The organism is Nonomuraea roseoviolacea subsp. carminata (genome assembly GCF_024172185.1).
In the GTDB taxonomy this organism is placed as follows: Bacteria; Actinomycetota; Actinomycetes; order Streptosporangiales; family Streptosporangiaceae; genus Nonomuraea; species Nonomuraea roseoviolacea.
In genome coordinates, this window is sequence record NZ_JAMZEC010000001.1 from 6,204,579 (window position 1) to 6,227,968 (window position 23,390).

The 23,390-nt window shown below is 72.9% G+C and carries 19 protein-coding genes; 9 read left to right on the forward strand and 10 right to left on the reverse strand.

The genetic code is table 11. The features are described from left to right. Window positions 1–11 precede the first annotated feature (11 nt). The gene (locus HD595_RS28760) at window positions 12–464 is read right to left on the reverse strand and encodes a hypothetical protein (RefSeq protein WP_253774359.1); all 453 of its coding nucleotides are present in this window, start codon (window positions 462–464) and stop codon (window positions 12–14) included. A 180-nt stretch (window positions 465–644) separates the two neighbouring features. Between HD595_RS28760 and HD595_RS28765 the strand changes: the two genes are divergently transcribed. Continuing rightward, entirely contained in the window at window positions 645–3,815 is a 3,171-nt protein-coding gene (locus HD595_RS28765; RefSeq protein ID WP_253774361.1) for a S41 family peptidase, read from the forward strand. A 280-nt stretch (window positions 3,816–4,095) separates the two neighbouring features. On the opposite strand, the gene HD595_RS28770 is transcribed toward HD595_RS28765, so the two are convergent. Then, on the reverse strand, window positions 4,096–5,160 hold the full coding sequence (locus tag HD595_RS28770) for a MalY/PatB family protein (RefSeq protein WP_253774363.1): 1,065 nt from the start codon (window positions 5,158–5,160) through the stop codon (window positions 4,096–4,098). Between the two features lie 180 nt (window positions 5,161–5,340). On the opposite strand from HD595_RS28770, the gene HD595_RS28775 reads away from it, so the two are divergent. Next, entirely contained in the window at window positions 5,341–6,018 is a 678-nt protein-coding gene (locus tag HD595_RS28775; protein WP_253774364.1) for a tyrosine-protein phosphatase, read from the forward strand. Window positions 6,019–6,868: 850 nt separating this feature from the next. On the opposite strand, the gene lexA is transcribed toward HD595_RS28775, so the two are convergent. After that, window positions 6,869–7,579 carry a transcriptional repressor LexA gene (gene lexA / locus HD595_RS28780; RefSeq protein ID WP_217708220.1) on the reverse strand — a complete coding sequence of 237 codons (711 nt, stop codon included), beginning with the start codon at window positions 7,577–7,579 and terminating at the stop codon, window positions 6,869–6,871. A 2,245-nt stretch (window positions 7,580–9,824) separates the two neighbouring features. Here lexA and HD595_RS28785 point away from each other — a divergent pair. The 3 genes from HD595_RS28785 to HD595_RS28795 all read left to right on the forward strand — a co-directional run bounded on the left by HD595_RS28785 (window position 9,825) and on the right by HD595_RS28795 (window position 14,045). Continuing rightward, complete coding sequence (locus HD595_RS28785; protein WP_253774366.1) at window positions 9,825–10,037, forward strand: hypothetical protein; 213 nt, start codon at window positions 9,825–9,827, stop codon at window positions 10,035–10,037. A 679-nt stretch (window positions 10,038–10,716) separates the two neighbouring features. Then, window positions 10,717–11,172, forward strand: coding sequence for a transcriptional regulator NrdR (nrdR, locus tag HD595_RS28790; RefSeq protein WP_253781348.1), 456 nt, complete (start codon window positions 10,717–10,719; stop codon window positions 11,170–11,172). Further along, window positions 11,169–14,045 carry a vitamin B12-dependent ribonucleotide reductase gene (locus HD595_RS28795; protein ID WP_253774368.1) on the forward strand — a complete coding sequence of 959 codons (2,877 nt, stop codon included), beginning with the start codon at window positions 11,169–11,171 and terminating at the stop codon, window positions 14,043–14,045. Before nrdR ends, HD595_RS28795 begins: the two co-directional genes overlap by 4 nt. Window positions 14,046–14,096: 51 nt before the next feature. Here the strand turns inward: HD595_RS28795 and HD595_RS28800 are convergent, their stop codons facing one another. The 4 genes from HD595_RS28800 to HD595_RS28815 all read right to left on the reverse strand — a co-directional run bounded on the left by HD595_RS28800 (window position 14,097) and on the right by HD595_RS28815 (window position 16,945). Then, complete coding sequence (locus HD595_RS28800; RefSeq protein WP_253774370.1) at window positions 14,097–14,912, reverse strand: alpha/beta fold hydrolase; 816 nt, start codon at window positions 14,910–14,912, stop codon at window positions 14,097–14,099. Window positions 14,913–14,924: 12 nt separating this feature from the next. Next, window positions 14,925–15,341: a VOC family protein gene (locus HD595_RS28805; protein ID WP_253774372.1), complete on the reverse strand. Its 417-nt coding sequence runs from the start codon at window positions 15,339–15,341 to the stop codon at window positions 14,925–14,927. Window positions 15,342–15,475: 134 nt separating this feature from the next. Then, window positions 15,476–16,438 (reverse strand): AraC-like ligand-binding domain-containing protein, encoded by a 963-nt coding sequence (locus tag HD595_RS28810; RefSeq protein WP_253774374.1) that lies wholly within the window; start codon window positions 16,436–16,438, stop codon window positions 15,476–15,478. A 27-nt stretch (window positions 16,439–16,465) separates the two neighbouring features. Further along, window positions 16,466–16,945, reverse strand: coding sequence for a PPOX class F420-dependent oxidoreductase (locus tag HD595_RS28815; protein WP_253774376.1), 480 nt, complete (start codon window positions 16,943–16,945; stop codon window positions 16,466–16,468). Window positions 16,946–17,116: 171 nt separating this feature from the next. On the opposite strand from HD595_RS28815, the gene HD595_RS28820 reads away from it, so the two are divergent. After that, on the forward strand, window positions 17,117–18,214 hold the full coding sequence (locus HD595_RS28820) for a PrsW family intramembrane metalloprotease (protein ID WP_253774378.1): 1,098 nt from the start codon (window positions 17,117–17,119) through the stop codon (window positions 18,212–18,214). A gap of 58 nt (window positions 18,215–18,272) precedes the next feature. Continuing rightward, entirely contained in the window at window positions 18,273–19,688 is a 1,416-nt protein-coding gene (locus HD595_RS28825) for an MFS transporter (RefSeq protein WP_253774380.1), read from the forward strand. Window positions 19,689–19,718: 30 nt separating this feature from the next. Here HD595_RS28825 and HD595_RS28830 read toward each other — a convergent pair whose 3' ends face one another. Beyond that, window positions 19,719–21,014, reverse strand: a complete 1,296-nt coding sequence (locus HD595_RS28830; protein WP_253774382.1) for an MFS transporter — start codon at window positions 21,012–21,014, stop codon at window positions 19,719–19,721. Between the two features lie 98 nt (window positions 21,015–21,112). On the opposite strand from HD595_RS28830, the gene HD595_RS28835 reads away from it, so the two are divergent. Both HD595_RS28835 and HD595_RS28840 read left to right on the forward strand, forming a co-directional pair. Beyond that, on the forward strand, window positions 21,113–21,634 hold the full coding sequence (locus HD595_RS28835; RefSeq protein ID WP_253774384.1) for a winged helix-turn-helix transcriptional regulator: 522 nt from the start codon (window positions 21,113–21,115) through the stop codon (window positions 21,632–21,634). Between the two features lie 34 nt (window positions 21,635–21,668). After that, window positions 21,669–22,289 carry a pyridoxamine 5'-phosphate oxidase family protein gene (locus tag HD595_RS28840; RefSeq protein ID WP_253774386.1) on the forward strand — a complete coding sequence of 207 codons (621 nt, stop codon included), beginning with the start codon at window positions 21,669–21,671 and terminating at the stop codon, window positions 22,287–22,289. Between the two features lie 10 nt (window positions 22,290–22,299). Here the strand turns inward: HD595_RS28840 and HD595_RS28845 are convergent, their stop codons facing one another. Both HD595_RS28845 and HD595_RS28850 read right to left on the reverse strand, forming a co-directional pair. After that, window positions 22,300–22,470 carry a hypothetical protein gene (locus HD595_RS28845; RefSeq protein WP_175588129.1) on the reverse strand — a complete coding sequence of 57 codons (171 nt, stop codon included), beginning with the start codon at window positions 22,468–22,470 and terminating at the stop codon, window positions 22,300–22,302. Window positions 22,471–22,810: 340 nt separating this feature from the next. Then, the gene (locus HD595_RS28850; RefSeq protein WP_253774388.1) at window positions 22,811–23,299 is read right to left on the reverse strand and encodes an RICIN domain-containing protein; all 489 of its coding nucleotides are present in this window, start codon (window positions 23,297–23,299) and stop codon (window positions 22,811–22,813) included. Window positions 23,300–23,390: the final 91 nt, after the last annotated feature.

Sequence of the window (23,390 nt, forward strand, 5' to 3'; positions counted from 1 at the left end):
GAGGCGTGCGGCTAGCTCACGAGAGCGGAGATCCCTCCGCGCCCGGGCCGGTCGAGCAGCTCCTCCGTCACCAGGCTGAGCCCGATGCCGAGCAGCCAGACGTCCTTGACCAGCCCGATGCCCTCCTGCGACGGCCGAAGGCTGCCCTCGCGGCGCATGCCCGGGGTCCTGAGGTACAGGCCGATGAGGCCGCCCGCGAATGCGGTCAGCGCCGCGCCGGCCACCAGCGAGGGGACCATCGGCACCAGCAGGGCGGCGCCCACCGCGATCTCCGCCTTCGACAGCAGCTTCACGAACGCCACCGGGTCCTGCTTGCCGAGGAAGGGGTACGTCCCTGTGGCCATGCCGTGGAGCCCCGTGGCCGTCCCGGGATCGGCGCCGGCCAGGTCGAGCCCGGAGTTGAGGATGACCGTCCCGGCGGTCAGGCGGGCCGGGAGCTGGTGGACCTTGGGGAAGAGTCTCATGATTCCTCACCGTGGAGAATCGCGAAGATTATGGCTTGAAGTCCCATTCCTGCCCGCAGGCGCAGCGGGCATCCGCCCCGGCCCGTCCTCTTGGTCAGGTCTTTCACCGGACCCACCCGCTCGTGACGCTGAGCGGGAAATTCTCCTCGGCCCGTGGAGCGGCGGCACTAGTGTTCACGTGTGACAACTGGCGCATACCTGAGATATCCGCATCTGTGGGGTGACCTGGTCACCTTCGTCGCCGACGACGACCTGTGGCTGGCACCCGTGACGGGCGGCAGGGCGTGGCGGTTCACCGCCGACCGCGTACCCGTCTCCTTCCCGAGGTTCTCGCCCGACGGCTCCCGCATCGCGTGGACCAGCCACCGGGAGGGGGCACCCGAGGTGTTCGCCGCGGAGGTCGACGGCCCGCAGGGCGACCGGCTGACGTACTGGGGCAACGCCATGACCGGGACCCGAGGATGGAGCGCCGGTGGCGACGTGCTCGCGGTCACCGCCGCGGGCGAGGGCGGGCGCAGCCGCACCTGGGCGCACGCGGTGCCGCTCGACGGCGGCCCGGCCGTCCGCCTGCCGTACGGATGGGTGAGCGAGGTCGCCCTCGGCGACACGGGCCCGGATCACGCGGCCGGCAGGGTGGCGACCGTGTCGTCCATGTGGCGCGAGCCGTCGCACTGGAAGCGCTATCGCGGCGGCACCGCGGGCAAGATCTGGGTGGACGCCGACGGCGACGGCGAGTTCGCCCGGCTGTTCGCCGACAGCGACGCCCAGTACTGGTCGGTCATGTGGATCGGCGACCGCCTCGCCTTCCTCGCCGACACCGACGGCACGGGCAACCTCTACTCCTCCCTGCCCGACGGCTCCGACCTGCGCCGGCACACCGCGCACACCGAGTTCTACGCCCGGCACGCCGCCACCGACGGCACCCGCGTCGTCTACGCGCACGCCGGCGACCTGTGGCTGCTCGACGGCCTCGACGCCGAGCCGTACCGGCTGGACATCAGGCTCAGCGGGCCGCGACCGGCCCGCGCCCCGCGACCGGCGCCCGCCCGCGTCGGCGCCTTCTCGCCCGACGCCACCGGCCGCGCCAGCGCCGTCGAGGTGCGCGGCACCGCCCACTGGGTCACCCACCGCGACGGCCCCGCCGGCGCACTGCGCGCTCAGCCCGGCGTGCGCGTCCGGCTGCCGCGCGTGCTCGGCGACGGCGGCAAGGCGGTCTGGGTGTCCGACGCCACCGGCGAGGACGGCCTCGAGGTCGGCACGCCCGGCGGCGAGATCCGCACCCTGGCCGCGGGCGAGCTGGGCCGGGTGCTGGCCCTGACCGCCGCCCCCGACGGCAAGCACGTGGCCGTGGCCACCCACGACGGTCGCCTCCTCGTGGTCGACGTCGAGACCGGGACGCTGAGGGAGCTCGACCGCACCGCCCACGGCGACATCAGCGGGCTCACCTTCTCACCCGACTCGGCGTGGCTGGCCTGGGTCCACCCGCACCACGAGCCGCTGTCGCGCATCAGGATGGGCCGCCTCGACGGCACGTCCGTCATCGACGTGACACCGCTGCGCTTCGCCGACTTCGACCCGGTCTTCACCAGGGACGGCAAGCACCTGGCGTTCCTGTCGGTGCGCACGTTCGACCCGGTGTACGACGCGCACGTGTTCGACCTGTCGTTCCCCGTCGGCTGCCGGCCGTACATCGTGCCCCTGCGCGCCACCACCCCCTCGCCGTTCGACCCGAGCCTGCAGGGCCGCGGCTTCAACGGCGAGGACGACAAACCCGCCCACGACGACGCCAAGGACGACGCGCCCCCGCGCACCGAGGTGGACCCCGAGGGGCTGGGCTCGCGCGTCGTGCCCGTGCCGGTGCCCGCCGGCCGCTACGGCAACCTGCGCGCCGCCAAGGACGCCCTGCTCTGGCTGCGCCACCCCCTCACCGGCCAGCTCGGCGACGGCACCGACCGGGCCGGCGAGGTCGTCCTCGAACGCTACGACCTCAAGAAGCGCGCCAAGGCCGAGCTCGGCACCGACGTGCGGGCCTTCGAGGTGAGCGGCGACGGCACCCGGCTGGTCACCAACGGCAAGAACGGCCTGCAGACCCGCTCCGCCGCCGAGGGCGACGAGGCCGTCACCATCGAGCTCGACCGGGTCACAGTCCAGCTCGACCCGGTCGCCGAGTGGCGCCAGAGCTACCTGGAGGCCGGCCGGCTCATGCGCGACCACTTCTGGCGCGCCGACATGAACGGCGTGGACTGGCAGGGCGTGCTCGACCGCTACCTGCCGCTGGTGGACCGCCTCGGCTCCTACTCGGAGCTGATCGACCTGCTGTGGGAGGTGCAGGCCGAGCTGGGCACGTCCCACGCCTACGCCCGCGCCAACGCCGCGCCCGGCGACCCGCGCCGCCGCCAGGGGCTGCTCGGCGCCGACCTGGCCAGGGACGAGGACGGCACCTGGCGGGTCGCGCGGATCCTGCCCGGCGAGTCGTCCGACCACGAAGCGCGCTCGCCGCTGCTCGCTCCCGGCGTCGCCGTACGGCCTGGCGACACGATCGTCGCCGTGGGCGGACGGCCGGTCGATCCGGTGCGCGGCCCGCTCGCGCTGCTGTCCGGCACGGCCGGCCGCGCCGTGGAGCTGACCGTGCGGCCCGCCTCCGGCGGCGAGACGCGCCGCGTGGTCGTCACGCCGCTGGAGGACGAGACCCGGCTGCGCTACCACGACTGGGTGGAGGGACGCCGGGCGTTCGTCCACGAGGCGTCGGGCGGCCGGCTCGGCTACCTGCACGTACCGGACATGGTGGCCTCGGGCTGGGCGCAGTTCCACCGCGACCTGCGCACCGAGATGGCCCGCGAGGGCCTGGTCGTCGACGTCCGCGAGAACGGCGGCGGCCACACCTCGGAGCTGGTGCTGGAGAAGCTGTCCCGCCGGGTCAGCGGGTGGGCGCAGGTGCGCGGCTACGAGCCGATGCGCTACCCCGTGGACTCGCCGCGCGGCCCGATCGTGGCGGTCACGGACGAGTTCGCCGGGTCCGACGGCGACATCGTCAGCGCCGGCGTCAAGAACCGCGGCCTCGGCCCGCTCGTCGGCACCCGGACGTGGGGCGGCGTGATCGGCATCGACTCGCGGTACTCGCTGGTGGACGGGACGGTCGTCACCCAGCCCCGGTACTCGTTCTGGCTGGAGGGGCCGGGCTGGGGCGTGGAGAACCACGGCGTGGACCCGGACATCGAGGTGGTGATCACGCCGCAGGACCGGGTGGCGGGACGCGACCCGCAGTTGGAGAAGGCGGTGGAGCTGGCGCTGGCCGCCCTGGAGGAGCACCCGGCGGCCACCCCGCCGCCCCTCCCGCCACCGGGGTCCTGACCTTCTCCCCGTGATCCCGCGCCGGGTCCTGACCCTCTCCCCGTGATCCCGGCCGGGGCCCGACCTTTTCCGCGTGATCCCGGCCGGCGCCCGGCGGCGCGCCGGCCGGGGCCCTGGACGGGCGGCCGGGACCTTCGACCGGCGGCCCGGAAGCGCTCAACGGGCGGCCGGGGCCTTCGACCGGCGGCCCGGAAGCGCTCAACGGGCGGCCGGGGCCTTCGACCGGCGGCCGGGAACCGCTCGACGAGCGGGCGGGGCTTTCGAGGGGCGGCCGGGAGCCTCAACGGGCCCGCTGGAGCCGGTCCAGGATCTCGCCCAGGACCGGCTCGGTGGTGGAGAAGTTCAGCCGGACGTGGTTCTCCCCGCCCGGTCCGAACGCCGCGCCGTCGCTCAGCAGGACCTTCGCCTCCCGCTCCAGCACCTCCGCCATGCCGGGCCGGCCGTAGTCGAGCCAGGCCAGGTACGTCGCCTGGGGCACGCGGTAGCCGACCCCCTCGGGCAGGCGCGCGGCGATCGTCTTGCGGTTGCGGTCGAGCAGGGCCAGGGTCTCCTCCAGCCAGGCGTCGCTGTCCCGCCACGCGGCGATCGTGGCGTCCACGCCGAACACGTGCGCCGAGCCGTACACGAAGGGCGGCTCGGCGGCGAGCGCCGCGCGCACGGCGGGGGAGCCGATGTGCGCGACCGAGCAGCGGATGCCGCCCAGGTTGAACGCCTTGGTCGCGGACGTGAGCGTGACCGTGCGCTCCGGGAGGATCGTCGCGAAGGGGATGTGCTGGTTCGGGGCGTACGTGAGGTCCGCGTGGATCTCGTCGGCGATGACCAGCAGATCGTGCCGTTCGGCGTGCTCGGCCAGCTCCTCCAGCTCCTGGCGGGTGAAGACGCGGCCGGTCGGGTTCTGCGGGTTGACCAGCAGCAGCACGCGGCACCCGGACAGCTCGGGCAGCTCGTACCGCCACGAGTCGCCCTCGTCGGGGACGAGCCGGATGGGCCGCAGCGGCCGGTCCATGACCTCCAGCGTGCCGAGGAACGGGTGGTAGGCGGGGGTGTGCAGCGCCACCCCGTCGCCCGGCCTGGTGGCTACGTGGAGGATCACCTGGAGGGCCTGGTTGATGTCGCTGAAGGTGCGCACGTGGCCCGGGTCGGGGCTCCAGGAGTACCGGCGGGCCATGCGCTCGGCGAACACCTCGGCCAGGGCGCCGCAGCCCGGACTGTCGAGCCAGGTCGGGTAGCCGAGGTCGCCTTCGGCGCGCCGCTTGAGGGCCTCGACCACGGCGGGCGCCGTGGGCAGGTCCATGTCGGCGATCCAGGCGGGGATCACGCCGGGGGCGGCCTTGGCCCACTTCAACCCGTCGTTTCGGGATTTAAAGTCATCTGGGCTCAATGCGAAGTTCACAGGGCCATTCTAGGTTTGCCCGTTCTGGAGAGGCATTGATCGACGGCGGACCCCGATGCTACTAATGAAGGAGACCTTCATATAGCGAGAGGACCACATGCCCCCGACCCTCCGACCACCCAGAACTCCCCGATGACCGCCCTCTCCTGGCCCGGCTGCGCCAACACCCGCGACCTGGGCGGCCTGCCCACCGCCTGGGGCGGCCGGATCAGGAAGGGCGCGCTGATCCGTTCCGACCGGCCCCGCCCGGACAGCGTTCACGCCCTGCTGGGGCACGACGTGCGGCTCGTCCTCGACCTGCGCCTGGCCGGCGAGTGCGCGACCGACCCCAGCCCGCTGGCCGGCCACCCCGCCTACCGCAACCTGTCCGTCCTGCGTGACGAGGACGACGTCCTGGAGGCCATCGCCGACACGATGCCCGCCATCTACCAGGCGATCCTCGACCGCGGCGCCGACCGCCTGGCCGCCGTCATCACCGCGATCGCCCTCGCGCCGCCCGGCGCGGTGCTCGTGCACTGCCACTCCGGCCGTGACCGCACGGGGCTCGTCATCGCTCTGGCGCTGACCCTGGCGGGCGTCCCGGACGAGGAGATCGCCCAGGACTACGCGCTCACCGCCTCCTGCCTGCGGCCCGGCACGGAGGAGCGCGCGCGCCGCCTGTCCGCCCAGGTCACCGAGGCCACCATGCTGCGGACCCTGGCCCACCTGCGCGACCGGTACGGCGGCGCCGCGCCATACCTCGGCGTCGGCGAATCCGTCGTCGCACTCCTGCGCGCCCGCCTGACCGAACCCTCCGGAGCGCCGGCATGACAGAACCCACCAGAGCGCCGGCATGACAGAACCCTCTGGAGAGTCGGCATGATCGAACCCTCCGTAGCCCCGGCGTTATCGCCCGATCACCCGCCCTCGCCTCCATGCCGCCCATGCTGACGGCCGCCTGGGCCACCACCGGCATGACCCTCCGCATCGCGTTGGCCTGCATGATGCCAGGCGCCGGTTGGTGGCAGGCCCTGTCTGACGTGGAGCGGCGGGTGGCGTGAGGCCGCGCGTGGCGTAGGCCCTGCGTGACGTGGGGCCGCGTATGGAGTGGGCCCCCTCGTGGCGTGACGCCTAAGTGGCGTGTGGCCCGGATGGTGGAAGGCCCTACATGGCGTGGAGCCGCGCGTGGCGTGACGCCCCCGTGGCGTGTGGCTCTGAGTGGCGTGAGGCCGCGCATGGTGTGAGGCGCTGGACGGTGACAGGCCCTGCATGACGTGACACACGTGGCATGAGGCCTGCGCACGGCGTGAGGGGCCGGATGGTGGAAGGCCCTGCCTGACGTGGAGCGGCGCGCGGCGTGAGGCCTGAGTGGCGTGAGGCCGCGTATGGTGTGAGGCGCTGGACGGTGGTAGGCACCATTCGGTGCATCACGCATACCCGTACACAGAAGACATGCCTTGTGCTGACGGAATGGACCGCAGGAACGGCTGGGCCGGGGCGTCGGCAGGACCCATGGCATGCCTGCGCACCGGATGGCGCGAATGACGGCCCGTGCACCAGCGGGCGCCTTGAAGAGTCGGTGAGGAGGATGGCCGGCTCGTGGGGCGGGACGGGGGTGGGGGCGGAAGCCGGGGCAGCCCCCTGGGACACGCGCCCAGGGAGCCGCCGGCGGCGGGACGCGTCAGAGGCGGCGGAGCACCGCCACGACCTTGCCCAGGACGCTGGCCTCGTCACCGGGAATCGGGTCGTAGTTGGGGTTGTGGGGGACGAGCCAGACGTGCCCGTCCTTGCGCTTGAAGGTCTTGACCGTGGCCTCGCCGTCGATCATGGCGGCCACGATGTCGCCGCTCTCGGCGACCGGCTGCTGACGGACGACCACCCAGTCGCCGTCGGCGATGGCGGCCTCGATCATGGAGTCACCGGCGACCTGCAGGAGGAACAGGGTGCCCTCGCCGACGAGCTGCTTGGGCAGGGCGAAGACGTCCTCGACGCTCTCCTCGGCCAGGATCGGCCCACCGGCGGCGATGCGGCCGACCAGCGGAACGTACGCGGCCGTGGGCCTGCTCACGGTCGGCTCCACGGAGGAGGAGGCGTCGGGGTCGACCCAGAGCGCGGGCTCGCCCGGCAGGCGCACCTCCAGGGCGCGCGGCCGGTGCGGGTCGCGCCTCAGGTAGCCCTTGCGCTGCAACGCCGTCAACTGGTGCGACACGCTGGACGTGCTGGTGAGCTGCACGGCCTCGCCGATCTCTCGCATGGACGGCGGATATCCGCGTTGTTGCACCGAGTCGCGGATCACCTCGAGAATCTTGCGCTGCCTGGGCGTCAGGCCCAGGGAGTCGCGCCGGCGCACCGCGAGGTCGGTGACCCCGTTTGCGTCATCTCGCTCGCTCATGCTCTCCTCCTCGCCCGGGGGCCTGCCGCTCCGGCACGTCCTCCCGGTCCGTGGTCTCCATGTCGCACACAGCGACCGTATCGCTGTTGAAGATCATCTTCAAACAATTGTTCGAGTCGTCCTCGAAATTATCAGTGCCGTGGTGTACAACATCGTACGGGAGTTCGATCGACATCGTGTTCGATTTGCTGATCTTAATGCGGTCTTTTTCTCGGACCCGGGGCGGCGTGGGAGGTCAATCGTGCGCACGACGGCGGTTGCGGACATGACCAGCGGCGACGCGTCACGCCGGGGCGTGGCGGCGGGGCGTACAAACGCGATCAAGAACGTTGGTGGGGACGATGAAGGTGCCACGGATGGGTGCAAAGCGTTCAGTATTCGCGCTCGTACTGGTTTAGGCGCCAATTCACGACTTGTACGGCATCGCGCCAAGAGCCCGATCGCGCGAGCGGCCGCCCGTGGAGCGGGAGCGTCGCGGCCCGTTGCCCTATGGCCATGGGGTTCGAGGGCATCGCGAGGGGCGGTCGCGACACGGAGGGTCGTCGTTCCGCGTACGACCGGGCTGAGAGTGGCGCAGAGATGGGCGGCGGCGCGGCGCTCCGTGGCGGGACAAGCGGCGGAGAGACGAGCGTCGGCAAGACACTCGGCGGTGTGGCAGGCGTCGGCGCGGCGGACGGCGGAGACGCGGACGCCGGTGTGGCGGACGGTGGAAAGGCGGAAGCCGGTGTGGCGGACTGCCGTGAGGCCGACGGCCGGAGCTGTGGGCGGCGGCTCCGCCTGCGGTGTCCACGGTGAAGGCGCGGCCGCCGCTTGGCCGGAGGAGACGCGAAGCCGGCGGGTCACGTCGGTGGGTTGTGTGATGTGGCGCGATTCGGTCGATCGCGCCGCGGGCGGAAGGCGGGCCGGGGGGTCGCGCCGGTTGGGGTGATCAGGCCGGCGCTCGGCCGGGCGGTTCGCGGGGTTCACTTCGAGGGGTGGGGTTCAGATGCGGGAGGACGGCTCGCGTAGGGACGAGGTGTCGTCGGACGCCGGGATGAGAGCGGTCCGCCGCGGGTCGGGACGGGCTCCCGTCGCGGCGGAGAGACCTCAGCTGTGGCTCGTGCCACCGCCCAGAGCGGAGGCGGAGGGCATCGGGCTTCCGGAGGGCGGCCCCGTCCAGGGCGGACCCGCGAGGAAGGGCGACCCGGGAGCCAGGAGTCGTGGTGGCGCGCGGATCGGTGCCGGGGCGGCGAGAGGTGTCTCATCGTCCGCGGGTGGTGCGACACGGGCTCGTGGCGCCACGGACGGCGCTCTGGCGAGGAAGGGCGGTGTCGTCCCGGCGGACGGTGGCGGCTCCTCGGGTGGTGTGAGGTCGTCTGGTGGCGCCTCATCGGGTCGTCTCGGGTCTGGGGGTTCGGCGGCGAGTGGCGGCAGGGGGCGGGGGCGCGGCAAGGGGTCTCGTGCGGCTGGGGGGCGTCCCCGGGCGGACGGTGCCGGGCTCTCGGTCGTAGCTGGCGGCAGGGGAGGTGCTGCGGCGCCGGCGGCCCGGGTCGGCTCGATCGTGCGGGGCGGCCGCGGTGGTGGGCCTTCCGAGCCCGCCGCGGGGCGGAGAGCGCAGCCCGAGTCTCTGCGTCGACGCGGGGCTGACCGTGAGCCGGCGTGGGGAGGCGAGGCCGTGCGGAAGCCTCTGCGGGGACGTGCGGCCGTGGGTGAGGCGGCGCCGCGGGAACGAGGCGGGCCTCGGGAGGCGTCGCAGGGACGAGGCCGTCTCGGGGCGGTGCGGGGACGGGACGGTCAGCGGGGGGCGGTCCGAGGGCTCGTACAGGGAACGGAGCCCGTGGGGGAGGGGTTGCGGGAGCGCGGGGGCGCGCGTGACGCGTCCGGTCGAGTGAAGGGTGGGCGAAGGGTTCTGGCTCGGATCGGCGCCTTCGGACGGAAGGGCGAGCGAACGGATCCCGCCGGCCCCAGGCGGAGGAAGGGGCGGACGGATTCCGCCGGGCCTGTGCGGAGGGGCGAGCGACCGGGCTCCCTTCAGGGCGAGGCTGTGGCGAGGGGTGAGTGGGCGGATCCCACCGGGCCCGTGCTCAGAGGTGAGCGACCCGGCTCCCTTCGGGGTGGGGCTGTGGAGAGGGGCGACTGGTCGGATCCGACTGGGCTTGTGCGGAGAGGTGAGCGGGCGGGCTCCCCGGGGGCGGGTCCCGTGTCGTCGGCGGCTGCCTTGAGGGCGGGGCGCCGTGGAGGTGCCGGTCGGCGGAAGGGGGCGCCGGTGCGGCTGACGCGTCGTGGACGTGTCGCGATCATGGTGCTGGTCGCCACGCTGCTGTCCCTGGGTGGTTTCTGGCTCGGAACCAGGACGGCCGCCCACGCCGCCACGGCCCCTGAGGTCGCGTCTGTACAGGCCACCACTTCTGAGGCGGCTATCCCCGTGCGGGTCGGCGCTCCCGTGGTCGCCTTTCCCGTGGGGGTCGTCCGTCCCTGAGGTGTCCTTCTCCGTGCGGATCACCGGGCCCTGAGATCCCTTATCCGTGCGGGTCGGCGCCCCTGTGATCGTCCTGCCCGTGGGGGCGCCCGTCTCTGAAGCGCTCTCCTGTGCGGATCACCGGTCCCTGAGGTGTCCTTCTCCGTACGGGTCGGTGGCTCTGTGGTGGCCTTTCCCGTGCAGGTCGCCGCCGCCCGGAGGCCGCATCTTCCGCGTAAGGCGACATCGCACCTCGAATTGCGCGAGTCCTGCCCTCTATCGCCTGACCCGTGGTGGTCTCGGCATCGCCTGAACCACCCGCCGGACCTCCCGTCCGACCGGTCCAGGTGGCCGGAACGAGGGCGTAGGTTTTGAGGCGCGTGAAAGGTGTTGTTTCCGCCCACAGGGCAGTCCTTTGGGGACCAGGTGGCCGGAAAGGGGCGACACGCCGCGCGGGCCGGGAACATGCGGCCCTGATCAGCGGCTTCCTTGAGACGGGTGTGGCTCAACTTGCGTTCATGGTCTCGCGCTTCTACGGTTGGACCACAACATCTAGTACTTACACCGATGTAGTTCACCACACCTTGTGTTTTCGTGACCGCACCATGGCATGCCGTGGGGCGGGCGTGAGCGTTCCCTGGTCAAGCCGGGCAGGGGGCGTCGCCGGGGTGGGGTGGCCGCGGGTCAGGAGGCGAAACGCGTGCATTGTCCGTTCTGTCGCCATCCTGACACCAGGGTCATCGACAGCCGCTCGACGGATGACGGCGCCGCGATCCGGCGTCGCCGTACATGTCCGGAATGCGGGCGCCGGTTCACCACCCAGGAGACCGTACTCCTCATGGTGAGCAAGCGCAGCGGCGTGACCGAGCCGTTCTCCCGGGACAAGGTGGTCGCGGGCGTGCGCCGGGCCTGCCAGGGCAGGCCGGTCGGCGAGGACTCCCTGGCCCAGCTCGGGCAGCGGGTCGAAGAGGCCATCCGGGCGAGGGGCGCGGCGGAGATCCCCTCCAACGAGGTGGGCCTGGCGATCCTCGGTCCGCTGCGGGAGCTGGACGAGGTGGCCTACCTGCGGTTCGCATCGGTATATCGCGGTTTCGAGACCTTGGCGGACTTCGAGGCCGAGATCGAACAGTTGAAGGCGGAGAAGGGGGAGTCATGACGGAGACGGCAAGCGGTTCAGTCGCGCGCGGAGGCAAGCGTCCCCGCAAGGGCCTGAAGATGAAGCGGATCTTCACCAAGCCGGGCGTGCATCCGTATGACGAGATCGCGTGGGAGCGCCGCGACGTCGTCATGACCAACTGGCGCGACGGCTCGATCAACTTCGAGCAGCGGGGCGTCGAGTTCCCCGAGTTCTGGTCGGTCAACGCGGCCAACATCGTGACCACCAAGTACTTCCGCGGCGCCGTCGGCACGCCGCAGCGCGAGTGGAGCCTGAAGCAGCTCGTGGACCGCGTCGTGGGCGTCTACACGCGCACCGCGGTGGAGCACGGCTACTTCGCCGGCGACGAGGACGCGGAGATCTTCGACCACGAGCTGAAGTACGCGCTGGTCCACCAGATCTTCGCCTTCAACTCGCCGGTCTGGTTCAACGTGGGCACCAAGTCGCCGCAGCAGGTGAGCGCCTGCTTCATCCTCTCGGTGGACGACCAGATGGAGTCGATCCTCGAGTGGTACAAGGAAGAGGGTGTGATCTTCAAGGGCGGCTCCGGCTCCGGCGTCAACCTGTCGCGCATCCGCTCCTCCAAGGAGCTGCTGTCGAGCGGCGGCACGGCCAGCGGCCCGGTGTCGTTCATGCGCGGCGCCGACGCCAGCGCGGGCACCATCAAGTCCGGCGGGGCGACGCGCCGCGCCGCCAAGATGGTCGTCCTCGACGTCGACCACCCCGACATCGAGGAGTTCATCGAGACCAAGGCGCGCGAGGAGGACAAGATCCGCGCGCTGCGCGACGCCGGGTTCGACATGGACCTCGGCGGCAAGGACATCGTCTCGGTCCAGTACCAGAACGCCAACAACTCCGTCCGCGTCTCCGACGAGTTCATGCGCGCGGTGGAGAAGGGCGGCGAGTTCGGCCTGCGCGCCCGCCTCACCGGCGAGGTGATCGAGACGGTCGACGCCCGCGGCCTGTTCCGCAAGATGGCCAAGGCGGCCTGGGAGTGCGCCGACCCCGGCGTCCAGTACGACGACACGATCAACGACTGGCACACCACGCCCGAGACCGGCCGCATCACCGCCAGCAACCCCTGCAGCGAGTACGTCCACCTGGACAACTCCTCCTGCAACCTGGCCAGCATCAACCTGCTGAAGTTCCTGAAGGACGACAACTCCTTCGACGTGGCGAACTTCGTCAAGCTCACCGAGCTGATCATCACCGCGATGGACGTGTCGATCACGTTCGCCGACTTCCCGACCGAGAAGATCGGCGAGACGACGCGCGCGTACCGCCAGCTCGGCATCGGCTACGCCAACCTGGGCGCGCTGCTCATGGCCACCGGCCACGCCTACGACTCCGACGGCGGCCGGGCCGTCGCCGGCGCGATCACCTCGCTGATGACCGGCACCTCCTACCGGCGCAGCGCCGAGCTCGCCGGCGCGGTCGGCCCGTACGACGGCTACGCCCGCAACGCCGAGCCGCACAAGCGGGTCATGCGCAAGCACGCCGCCGCCAACGACAACCTGCGCACGATCGGCTCCATGGACGCCAAGATCCACGCCGAGGCGTCGCGCCAGTGGTCGGAGTGCCTCAGGCTCGGCGAGAAGAACGGCTTCCGCAACGCCCAGGCGTCGCTGCTCGCCCCGACCGGCACCATCGGCCTGATGATGGACTGCGACACCACCGGCATCGAGCCGGACCTCGCGCTGGTCAAGTTCAAGAAGCTGGTCGGCGGCGGCTCCATGCAGATCGTCAACCAGACGATCCCGCGGGCCCTCAAGCAGCTCGGCTACCTGCAGGAGCAGATCGAGGCCATCGTCGAGTACATCGCCGAGCACGGCCACGTCGTCGACGCGCCGGGCCTGCGCCAGGAGCACTACGAGGTGTTCGACTGCGCGATGGGCGAGCGGGCGATCGCCCCGATGGGTCACGTGCGCATGATGGCCGCGACCCAGCCGTTCCTGTCGGGCGCCATCTCCAAGACCGTCAACCTGCCCGAGTCGGCCACGATCGACGACATCGAGCAGGTCTACCTGGAGGGCTGGAAGCTCGGCCTGAAGGCGCTGGCCGTCTACCGCGACAACTGCAAGGTCGGCCAGCCGCTGTCGGCGGGCAGCGGCGCCAAGAAGGACGAGGCCAAGGACGCGGCGGAGGTCGTCCCGGCCGAGCCCGAGGTCAAGGTCATCGAGGTCAACCGCCCGACGCGGCGGCGGATGCCCAACCAGCGCCCGAGCACGACGACCCGCTTCACGGTGGGCGGGGCCAAGGGCTACATGACCGCCTCCTCCTACCCCGACGACGGGCTGGGCGAGGTCTTCCTCAAGATGTCCAAGCAGGGCTCGACGCTGGCCGGCGTCATGGACGCCTTCTCGGTGGCGATCTCGATCGGCCTGCAGTACGGGGTGCCGCTCGAGACGTACATGAGCAAGTTCGTCAACATGCGCTTCGAGCCGGCCGGCATGACCGACGACCCGGACATCCGCATGGCGACCTCGGTGATGGACTACATCTTCCGCCGGCTCGCCCTCGACCACCTGCCGTACGACGAGCGGGCGGCGCTGGGCATCTTCTCGGCGGCCGAGCGCGCGGCGCAGCAGCGCGGCGAGGACCCGGCGGCGCTGCAGGAGACGGTCGACCGGGAGGCGCTCGCCCAGTCGGCGCCGATCGAGGCCAAGCCCGAGGACGCCCAGGGCGAGGACCGGCCGGGGGCCGCGGAGACGCAGGGCGGGGCCGCGCCGGCGAGCCCGTCGGCCATGACGCTGGAGAGCCACCAGCGCTTCACCGCCGACGCGCCGCTCTGCATGACCTGCGGCACCAAGATGCGGCCGGCGGGCAGCTGCTACGTCTGCGAGGGCTGCGGCTCGACCAGCGGCTGCAGCTGAGTTGATCAAGGGGAGGGGGCCGGACGGATGTCCGGCCCCCTCCGCCGGTTCTCAGGCGGCCACGAAGAACTCCAGGAGCTCCGGCGCCAGCGCCCGTGACGACACCGCGTGCGTCTCACCCTCCAGCACCCGGTGCTCGGCCCCCGGTACGGCCGCGGCCACCGCGTGCCCCGCGGCCAGCATCCAGCGGGGGCTCGCGCCGCCGTTCAGCACCAGCGTGGGCCGGCTGATCGCGGCGAGCGGGCCGGCGGGCAGGGCGTTGCGCGGGCTCATGACGGCCGCCTCGTACGCGAGGGTGTGCGCCAGCGCCTCCATCCCGGCCCAGCCGGGCCCGGCGCGCATCGCGGCGACCGCCTCGGCGGGCACCTCGGCGGCCCGCACCATGAACAGCTCCACGGCGTCGCCGCGCCGCCCCTCTCTCACCAGCGACTCCAGCCGCTCCGCGAAGCGGGCGGGCAGGTCGGGTGTGCCGGGGCCGACGTGGTACGGGGGCTCCCACAGCGCCAGCTTGCCGATCGGCAGCCCCGCGGCCGCCGCCCGCAGCGCCAGCGCGGCCCCCGACGAGCCGCCGAACACCATCGCCGGCCCTGCCGGCCCGCCGGCCTCGGCCAGCAGGGCGGCGAGGTCCTCGACCTCCCGCTCCACCGCGTACGGCCGGCCGTCGCCGCTCGTGCCCCGGCCGCGCCGGTCGTAGTTGTAGACCGTGAACCACGGCGACAGGGCGGCCGCCACCTCACGCAGCAGGGGGTGCGTCCGGTCGGTGAACGCCCCGTGCACGAGCACGACGGGCGTCCCGGTCCCGCACCGGTCGTAGCTGATGGTGGTGCCGTCGGCCGAGGTCACCCGGCCGGTCGCGGGCTCGTCCACGCGTCCGCCGCCTCAGCCCGCCTGCGGCACCAGGCACAGGGCGGACCACTGGTGGCCGTCGGGGTCGGCGAAGCCGCGCTGGTAGCGCTGCCCGTCGTCGATCGGCTCGCCGACGGGGGTGGCGCCCGCCGCCACGGCCTTGTCGAACATCGCGTCGACCGCCGCCGGGTCGTCCAGGCCGAGGACGAGGATCACCTGCGTGGTCTTGGCCGGGTCGGCGGGCTCGGAGCGCGCGTACGAGGCGAAGACCGGCTCGGTGAGCAGCATGACCTGCGTCCGCTCGTTGATCATCACCGACGCCATGGCGTCGGACGCGCCGAACAGCGAGAACCCCAGCGCGGTGAAGAACGCCTTGGAACGGGCCAGGTCGGCGACCGGCAGGTTGACGAAGAGGGTGTGGGAGAGGGGAGTCCGGGACGTCGTGGGCATCGGGGATCCTTCGTTGCGTGAGCGGTGGTGCGGACGGGTCCCAGTCTGCTCACGCGATCCCCGGCGGTCTTGCGCGCGCGTGCCACCCCCTTGACGATCCGTGCCGTCCCGAGAAGGTCCCGTCGCAGGAGCGGTCAGCGGGGGAGGCGGGCGCGGCGGTACTCGGCGGGCGGCATGCCGTACGCCTGCCTGAACAGGCGGCTGAAGTGGGCCGCCCCCGGCAACCCCCAGCGGGCCGCGACGCCGCTCACCGGGACGCCGGACAGCGAGGGGTCGGCCAGGTCCCGGCGGCAGCGCTCCAGCCGCCGGTGCCGGATCCAGGCGGCCACGGTCGTGTTCCGCGGCTCGAACAGCCGGTGGAGCTGGCGCAGGGAGACGTGGTGGGCGGCGGCGACGGCGGCCGGATCGAGCCCGGGGTCGCCCAGCCGCTCCTCGATGAAGGCGTCGACGCGCATGAGCAGCGTGCGGGCCCGCGTCTCGTCCGGCAGCGCCGCGGTCCGCTCCGCCCGTTCGGCGATGACGGTGGTGAGCAGGTCCATCACCACGCCCGACAGTCGGGCCGCGCTGTCCGGCCGGTACGTCTCCAGGTCCAGGGTGACCCGGCGCAGGAGCGGCGCGGCGAGCGCACCGGCGCCGTCGTCAGTGGCGATCGGGACCGCGGTGAGCCGGGCCAGCGCGTCGCGCGGGAGGGCGAGCGCGTCGCGGGGGAGGCTGAAGACCGCGAGGTCCACCGTCGAGGTGTAGGCGAGCCGGTACGGCCGGGCGAAGTCGTAGAGGGCGAGCCGGCCGGGGGCGAGCCGGGTGGAGCGCCCGTCCTGCTCCAGGACGGGCTCGCCGGACAGGGCCAGCACCACCCGGTAGAGCTCCTGCGAGCCCTGGCGGATCTGGCCGGGCGTGCGGTGGACGCTGTGCGGCGTGGGGGTGCGCACCCGGCCGACGCCCAAGGAGCCGAGCGTCCCGGCGCCGATCTCGCCGCGCAGCGGCGCGTCCGGGTCGATGCGGCAGTCCAGCGGGCCGAGGGCGTCGCACACGATGTCCAGCCAGGCGGCGCGCCGCCGCCCCGGCGGCACGTCCTCGGCGCGGATCAGGACCCCCATCGCCTCACCTCCGGGTCGCCCGACGCGTCACCCGGTGACGGGCAGGGCGGTTCCGTACAGCCGCGACGCCCTGAGCCGGATCACCAGGCGCCGGTCCACGACCATCTGCCGCAGGAACGCCTCCTCCCGCGCCGGGTCGGCGATGCCGCCGGCCATCGCGAGCAGCTCGCGCCCGACCTCGTCGCCCGGCTCGGCGCTGACCGGCGACAGCTCGGCCACGCCCTCGGCGACCGCGAAGGACCAGAAGTCGTCGCTGGTCACGTACAGGGAGCCGCGGGGGTCGCGCTGCAACTGGCGGACCTTGAGCCGGTCGGCGATCGTCGAGATCCGCGCCACGCGCCGGTCGGGGTCCCAGGTGTAGAGGACCGTGGACAGGTGGGGGAGGCCGTTGGCGCGGGTGGTCGCGAGGGCGCCGAAGCGCTGCCCCGCGATGAGCTTCGACAGCTCCTCGTCGGAGAGCCCACGGGGGGCGGGGCCGGCTCCAGGTGCGTAGCTTTCGTCGGTCATCTGGTGATTCCTCCCTGTTGTGGGGAACCCTATCGCCGCAACCCCCACCCGGTCGCCGATCGCTTCCGCCCTGCCCTCAAGCATCGCTTCGACCTCGCCGTCAAGCGACTGGCAAGCGTTCGTCGACGCCGGGGGTCCATGGTGGGACCCCGAGCGAAGAGAGGCGTGACGATGACAGTCCCCCTGCGCCCTCCCCTGCTGGTGCAGCGGCCCAGCAAGGCCCTGCTGGCCGGCATGGTGGTCTCCAGCCTGCTGGCCCTGGTCGTGCTGGCCGTCATGCTGTGGAGAGGGGGACCGGTCGGGTTCGGGCTGTCCCTGCTCCTGGCGCTCGCGCCGCTGCCCGTGCTGCTCGCGGCCGTCCTCTCGCTGGACCGCCTGGAGCCGGAGCCGAAGCTGCACCTCGCCTTCGCCTTCGCGTGGGGCGCCGGCGTGGCGATCGTGCTGGGCGTGGCGCTCACGCTGGCCGGTCAGGCGTTGTTCACCAGCGCCGGGTACGGGGCGCGGGTGGTGGACTCCATGGGCACCGTGTTCCTCGCCCCCGTGATCGAGGAGGCGCTCAAGGGGTCGGCGCTGCTGCTGCTCCTGCGCCGCCGCCGGGAGATCGACGGGCTGACCGACGGCATCGTGTACGCCTCGATGGCCGGGCTGGGCTTCGCCGCCGTGGAGAACGTCGGCTACTACCTGAGCGCCTTCCTGCAGAACGGCGTAGGCGCGACCGTGCAGCTCTTCGTCATGCGCGGCCTGATCGACCCGCTCGGCCACCCCGTCTACACCTCCATGATCGGGCTCGGGGTCGCCTACGCGCTGACCCGGCGCGGGGCCGTCCGGTACGCCATGGTCCCGCTCGGCTACCTGGCCGCGGTGGTGCTCCACGGGCTGTGGAACGGCGCCGCGGCCACCCAGTCGCTCGGCTGGCTCGCCGCCGCGTACCTGGTGATCATGACGGCGCTGGTGCTGCTCGTCGTGGTGGCGGTGCGCGAGCGGCGGCAGCTCGTCGCCAAGATGGGCGCCTACCTGCCCGCCTACCAGCAGACGGGCCTGATCGCCCCGCAGGACCTCGCCATGCTGGGCTCCCTGCCCGGCCGCGCCCGCGCCCGCCGGTGGGCCAGGCGCGCGGGGATCGGCCGCGCCATGAGCGACTACCAGCACGCGGCGACCGAGCTGACCATGCTGCACCTGCGCGCCGAGCGGGAGGGCATGGAGCCGGGCCGGTTCGCCGCCGAGCGCGACGCCCTGCTGGGAGCCATGGCCCACGCCCGCCGCTGGTAGGTCCCAGCCGCAAACATGTTCAAGACCGGACGAAGGCGCGCGATCGATACTCCACGGCATGTCCATCCCCACCACGACCGCCGCCTCCGCCGCCTCCGTAGTCCGTCGCGGCCCGATGCTGGCCGTGCTGCTCGCCGGCCAGGTCATGGCCTCCATGGACGGCTCGATCGTGTCGGTCGCCGCGCAGACCATCCGCGGCGACCTGCGCGCCGACGGCGCCGCCGTCCAGCTCATCGTGTCGGGCTACCTGCTGACCACCGGCGTGCTCCTGGTGACCTGCGCGCGGCTCGGCGACATCGTCGGGCACCGGCGGGCGTTCCTGGCCGGCCTCGCCTGGTTCACCGGGGCGTCGCTGGCGTGCGGCCTCGCGCCCACCGCGGGCGTGCTGGTGGCGGCCCGCGTCGCGCAGGCCGCCGGCGCGGCGCTTTTGACGCCGCAGGTGTTCTCGCTCATCCAGCTCCACTGGGACGGGCCCGCGCGCCGCCGGGCGATCGGCCTGTACGGCATGGTGCTGGCTCTCGGCGTCGCGCTGGGCCAGGTCATCGGGGGCCTGGTCGTCGGCGCCGACCTGTTCGGCCTCGCCTGGCGGCCCGTCTTCCTGGTCAACGTCCCGGTCGGCGCGGTCCTGCTGGCGGTCGGCCCGCGCCTGCTGCCGGACTCGCGCGCGGAGGGACGGCCCCGCCTGGACCCGCTGGGCGTGGCCGTCCTGACCGTCGCCATGGCCGCGGTGACCGTGCCGCTCATCTTCGGCCGCGACCACGGCTGGCCCGCCTGGTGCTGGGTGTCGCTGGCCGGTGGAGCGGCGCTGCTGGCGGTGTTCGGCCGGCACGAGCGGCGGGCGCGCCATCCGCTGCTCGACCCTGCGGCGCTGCGGCCCGCGGGGGTGAGGCCGGGGCTGGCGGCCTGCTGGATCGTCATGGGCTGCTACACGGTGTTCCTGCTCGTCCTGACCCTGCACCTGCAGTCCGCGCTGGGCTTCTCGCCGCTCCGGGCGGGGCTGGCGTTCGTGCCGTACACGGTCGGGTTCGGGACGCTCAGCCTGACCTGGACCCGCTACCCCCGGCGGCTGCGCGGCGCCCTGCCGGTGGCGGGGCCCGTCGCTTTCGCCGCCGGCGCGGTCCTGCTGGCGCTGCTGCACCGCCACCAGTGGAACGCGTACGCGGCCTCGCCGCTGCTCCTGCTCGCCGGGGCCGGGCACGCCGCCGGCTACAGCCCGCTGATCGCCCGGATCACGTCGCTGGTCGAGCCGCGCCTCGCCTCGGCGGTCTCGGCGCTCAACTCGACCGGACCGATGCTCGCCGGGGTCACGGCCGTCGCCGGGCTCGGCAGCGTCTACTTCGCCGCGCCGTCCTCGGCCGACGGTCTCCTGCGGGTCGTCGCGGCTGTCGCCGTGCTGCTCATGGCCGGTACGGCGTGCGCGTGGCGGGCCGTGCGCGACCGCCGCGCCGCCCCGGAGGGGCTCACGCGCGCGTGACGAGCGTCGCGACCGCCGCGCCGGAGGGCCTCACGCGCGCGTGACCAGCGTCGCGACGGCCGTGGCCGCCGTCAGCACGACGCATGCCGCCACCGCCACCGCCGCCCCCTGGTCCGCGCCGAGCTGCCCGACGACCGCGGCCACGCCCGCCGCGCCGAGGGAGCTGCCCACGTAACGGGCCGTGTTGTTGGCTCCCGAGCCCATGCTCACCCGGTGCGCCGGCACGCTCTCCACGGCGAGCTGCGTGATCGAGGAGTTGACCAGCCCCGACCCGGCCCCGCTGACCACCAGCCCGGCCACGATCGGGAGCATCGACCCGCCCGACCCCAGGCCGAGCAGACCGGTGAAGCCGGCCGCGCTGAGCGCCAGGCCGAGCGCGAAGCGCGCCGGGGTCGTCAGCCGTACGTGCCGGGACAGCAGGGCGACCACGAACGACAGCGACGACCAGAGCCCGAACAGCAGCGCGGTCTCCAGCGGGGTGAGCCCGCGGCCCTGCTGGAGCACGCTCGGCAGGTAGCTCAGCAGCCCCACGATCGCCGCCCCCACGACGAGCGCGCCCCCGGTCGCCACCAGGAACGCCGGCCGCCGGAACAGCTCCAGGTCGAGCAGCGGCTCCGGCCGCCGCCGCTCGGCCGCCACGAACGCGGCCCCGAGCACCACGGCCACCGCCAGGGCGCCCACGACGACCGGCCGCCCCCAGCCGAGCCTGCCCTCCGTCACCCCGGCCACCAGCGCGGCCACGGCCAGGCTGAGCAGGACCACCCCGGGCACGTCGAAACGCCGCGGCTCGGGGGAGCGTGACTCCTCCAGCACCCGGGCGGACACCGCCGCGAGCGCCGCCGCGCACCCCGCCACCAGCCAGTACGCCGCCCGCCAGCTCGCCACCGCGGCCAGCGCCCCCGACAGGAGCGGGCCCACGGCGGTGCCGAGCCCGATCATCGCCCCGTACCGTCCGGTGGCCCGCAGCCGCTCGGGACCCGCCGGATAGGCGTGCCCGACCAGCCCGAGGCTGCCCGCGAGCATGGCGGCGCTCGCCGCGCCCTGCGCGAAGCGCGCCGCCACGAACACCGGCACGGCCGTGGCCAGCGCGGCCACCACGCTCGCGGCGGCGAGCACGCAGGTGCCGGCGACCATCACCCGCTTGCGCCCGTAGTCGTCGGCCAGCCCTCCGGAGACCAGCAGCACGGAGGACAGCCCGAGGGCGATCGCGCCGAGGATCCACACCGGCCCGGTAGGTCCCGCGCCGAGCGCGCGGGCGGTGTCGGGGAGCGTGACCATCGGCACGGTGTAGTTCGTCAGCACCAGCAGCGGGGCCACGGACGCCACGGCGGGTGCCAGGGTGCGCCGCCCAGTTGGTTCAGTGATTGAACTCATCATGGCTGCGCACGTTACCACGGTTCAGTGAATGAACTAAGGTGAGGTCCATGGCGCTCGGCAAGAACTACGACGGCCAGGACTGCTCCCTGGCCAGGACCCTGGAACTGGTCGGCGAGCGGTGGACCATGCTCGTGATCCGCGACGCGCTCTACGGCGTGCGCCGCTACGGCGACTTCCTGGCCCACCTCGACATCCCGCGGGCGGTGCTGTCGCAGCGGCTCGCCACGCTGGTCGAGGCCGGCGTGCTCGAACGGCGGCGCTACCAGGACAACCCGCCCCGCGACGAGTACGTGCCGACCGCGATGGGCCGCGAGCTCTGGCTGCCCGTGCTGGCCCTGGGGCAGTGGGGTGAGCGTCACCTGAGCCGCCGTGGCACCCGCCGGGTGTTCTCGCACGTGGAGTGCGGCGGCCGGATCGACGCCACCGCCTCCTGCGCCGCCTGTGGCGCCGCGCACCTCCCGCCCGAGCAGGTCGAGGTGCGCCCCGGCCCCGGCCTGGAGGACGACCGGAGCGACCCGGTCAGCGTGGCCCTGCGCGAACCCCACCGGCTGCTGGACCCGCTTCCATGACAGGATTCAGGCGGACCCCCGAAGGGAGATCGCATTGAGCTGGGTCGAGATCGCCTCCGAGTCCGAGCTGCGCGAGGTGCTCGGTGACGTGATGCCACGGGCCGCCACCAAGGAGCGGGTGCGCCTGCACGAGCGCGACCGGCAGTGGCTGGCCGCGTCGCCGTTCTGCCTGATCGCCACCTCGGCCGCCGACGGATCCTGTGACGTCTCGCCGAAGGGCGACCCGGCCGGGTTCGTCCACGTCATCAACGACACCACCATCGCCATCCCCGACCGGCCGGGCAACCGGCGGGCCGACGGATTCCGCAACATCCTGACCAACCCGCGGGTCGGCCTGATCTTCCTCGTCCCGGGCCGCAACGAGACCCTGCGGATCAACGGCCGCGCCCGCCTCGTCCGCGAGGCCCCGTTCTTCGACGAGATGATCGTCAAGGGCCACCGCCCGCACCTGGCCCTCGTGGTGGAGATCGAGCAGATCTTCTTCCACTGCGCCAAGGCGTTCCTGCGCTCGGCGCTGTGGAAGCCCGACTCGTGGCAGCCCGAGGCCCTGCCCTCGCACGCCCGCCTGATCAAGGACGTGCAGGTCGTCGAGGAGTCACTCGAACAGCTTGAGCAGTACTACGGCGAGTCGTACGCCAAGAGGCTCTACGGCTGACCCCGCGCCGTCAGGCGGCCGGGGTCGGGCCGCCGGGGAAGCGGATCACGTTGCGGCCGGCGTAGGCGCGCAGGTCGACCACCTTCGGGTCGGGCGGCGACGGCCTGCGCCGGTCCGCCGTGCGGATGTCGCGCACCTTGTGCCGGACGATGTGCGGCGGCACCACCGCTAGCCTCTTCATGCCGAGCCCCCCGTGATGTTCCTGTTATCTAATTTAACTACAGAAACACCGGTAAGCGCGGTGTAAGAAACGGTTCGGCGGGGAAATCATTTTTCGGTCGCGCCGAAGAGACCAGGCCGGCCGTTCGGTCAGTAGGGGAGCCGGCGGCCCGAGGGTGAGCGCAGATCCAGGTCCGCGCCGGGGTCCGGCCGCCGCTTCGGCGGTCTGGTGATCCTGATGCGTCTCATGGTGAGCCTCCCGTCGCCCGGCCGTACGGGCGCCGCGCCCGCGCGGCCGGCGGGCCCGGAGCCCGCCATGCCGGACAACCTAACGCGGGGCCACCTGCGCGTTCAATGCATTTCTACCGGCGCAGCCACACCTGGTCGGTCTGGTCGCCGCACGGCCACTGGATGACGACCTTGCCCTTGCGCCGCTCGGCCTTGCCGACGGCCAGGCACATGCCGGTGGCCTGGTTGCGCATCCGCTGCATGCCGTCGTAGGTCCACTCCTGCTCCGAGCCGCCGTCGGTGCACGGCCACTGGATCACGCCCTCCGCCTTGCGGGCCGAGGCGCGCGGGACGGCCAGGCACATGCCGGTCTTCGCGTTCGTGAGCCGTCCGTGGTGGTAGATCCACTTCTGGTCCTTGTTGGTCGAGCACGGCCACTGGATGACCTTCTTGCCGGCCCGTACCTCGCTGCGGCCGACCGCCAGGCACATGCCGGTGGCGGCGTTCGTCAGCCGGGACCCGGCGGACGCCGAGGCGGAGGCGGAGGCGGGCAGGGCCGTGAGGGACAGGACCGCGGCGGCCGCCGCGGTGAGGGCCAGGACGCGCTGAGGGGCGATGAGCACGATGGGCGCCTTCCGTGATGTTCATGAAGAATCTGTCGATCGGGTGAGATGCACGCCCCGCCCCATTGGTTGGATCTTTTTTCGGGCGGCG